Source organism: Nocardioides sp. (genome assembly GCF_035697785.1).
Taxonomy (GTDB): domain Bacteria; phylum Actinomycetota; class Actinomycetes; order Propionibacteriales; family Nocardioidaceae; genus Nocardioides_B.
Map to the genome: position 1 here is coordinate 1 of NZ_DASSCL010000038.1, position 2,001 is coordinate 2,001.

A 2,001-nucleotide genomic window follows, 5' to 3' on the forward strand; every position below is an offset into this window, starting at 1 on the left:
GCCTTCGCGGCCTCCTCGGCGTCGAAGGTCTTCTCGGCCTGCTCGATCAGGGTGAGCATGTCGCCCATGTCGAGGATCCGCGAGGCCATCCGGTCGGGGTGGAACAGGTCGAAGTCGGTGAGCTTCTCACCGGCCGACGCGAACATCACCGGCTTGCCGGTGATCGACGCGATCGACAGCGCGGCACCGCCGCGCGCGTCGCCGTCGAGCTTGGTCAGCACCACGCCGTCGTAGCCGACCCCGTCGAGGAACGCCTGCGCGGTGTTGACCGCGTCCTGGCCGATCATGGCGTCGACGACGAACAGGATCTCGTCGGGGCTCACCGCGTCGCGGATGTCCGACGCCTGCTGCATCATCTCGGCGTCGACACCGAGGCGGCCGGCGGTGTCGACGATGACGACGTCGTGGAGGGTACGCCGGGCCTCCGCGACGCCCGCCTTCGCGACGGCGACCGGGTCGCCGACGCCGTTGCCCGGCTCGGGGGCGAACACCTTCACCCCGGCCCGCTCACCGTTGACCTGGAGCTGGCCGACCGCGTTGGGGCGCTGCAGGTCGGCGGCGACGAGCAGCGGGCTGTTGCCCTGCTCCTTGAGCCAGAGCGCGAGCTTCGCGGCGAGCGTCGTCTTGCCGGCGCCCTGGAGGCCGGCGAGCATGATGACGGTCGGCGGGGTCTTGGCGAACCGCAACCGGCGGGTCTCGCCGCCGAGGATGGTGACGAGCTCCTCGTTGACGATCTTGACGACCTGCTGGGCCGGGTTCAGCGCCTGGCTGACCTCCGCGCCGCGGGCCCGCTCCTTGACCGCTGCGACGAACTGCTTGACCACGGGCAGGGCCACGTCGGCCTCGAGCAGCGCGATCCGGATCTCCCGGGCGGTCGCGTCGATGTCGGCCTCCGAGAGCCGCCCCTTGCCACGCAGGTTCTTGAAGGTGTCAGCAAGGCGGTCGGAGAGTGTCGCGAACAATGGTGGTCAGCCTTCGTCGATCAGGGGTCGGTGGCGGCGGCGCGCCGCACGGGCGTCCGGTCAGACGTCAAGGGTAACCGTCGGGGACAGCGCCCTCCGGACCGCGTGGACCGCGGTCGCGGCTCGTTCGTCCCCGAGCGCACCCGCCCCCGGCTCGCCCACGTAGAACACGTCGACCGCCTGCGGGCCCAGGGTGGCCACGTGGGCCGATCGGACCGAGACCTCGAGATCGGCCAGCGCCCGGGCCACGATGTGGAGCACCCCCGGCCGGTCATCGGTGCGCACCTCGATCACCGTGGCCGCGGAAGAGGCGCCGTGCCGCACCAGCACCGCGGGGTCCAGCGCGCCTGGCGCGGGCGGCCGGATCCGCTCCCGCGGGTCCAGCCTGCCCTCGGCTACGGCCTCGAACCGCTGCCGGACGATGGCCGGGTCCAGGTCCCGCTCGGCAACCTCCCAGACCGACACGGCGTACTCGCCCTGGGTCCAGGCTCGCGCCGACCGCACCGTCAGCCGCTGTACGACGAGGGCGCCGGCGGCGTCCGCGATCAGCCCCAACCGGTCCCCGGACACGACCGTCAGCCTCGAACCGTGCTCGTATGGCTCGATCGTGAGCGCGACCGCCGTTGGGTCCGCGAGCACCCGGTCCGGGACCGGCACGGGCGCGCCGCCGCCCGCCTCGGACGGCCCCGGTGACCGGCCCCGGAGCACAGCCCGGACCCGGCCGGCGAGGTCGGCGACCAGCGACGCGCGCCAAACGGTCCACGCCTTGGGGGACGTGGCCCGGGCGTCGGCCTCGGTCAGCACCTCCAGGAGGTCGAGCGTCTCGACGTCCACGACGCGCTCGGCGACAGCCGCCAGGGTGGCCGGGTCGTCCAGGTCGCGCGTCGTCGCCGTCTCCACGAGCAGGAGGTGCCAGCGCACCAGCCGCCGCACCAGCGCGGCCTCGTGGGCGTCGTACCCCCAGCGCTCGGCGACGGCCCCGGCGAGCGGCTCACCGGCCACGCTGTGGTCCTGCAGCTCCCCCTTGCCGATGTCGTGC

General features: G+C 73.5%; 2 protein-coding genes. Both read right to left on the minus strand.

From position 1 onward, the window contains the following. Positions 1–962 (minus strand): signal recognition particle protein (locus VFH10_RS03965; protein WP_325126160.1); only part of this gene is annotated, 962 nt, incomplete at its 3' end. A gap of 60 nt (positions 963–1,022) precedes the next feature. Then, positions 1,023–2,001, minus strand: a 979-nt coding sequence (locus tag VFH10_RS03970; RefSeq protein ID WP_325126162.1) for an ACT domain-containing protein, incomplete at its 5' end; no start/stop codon positions are given.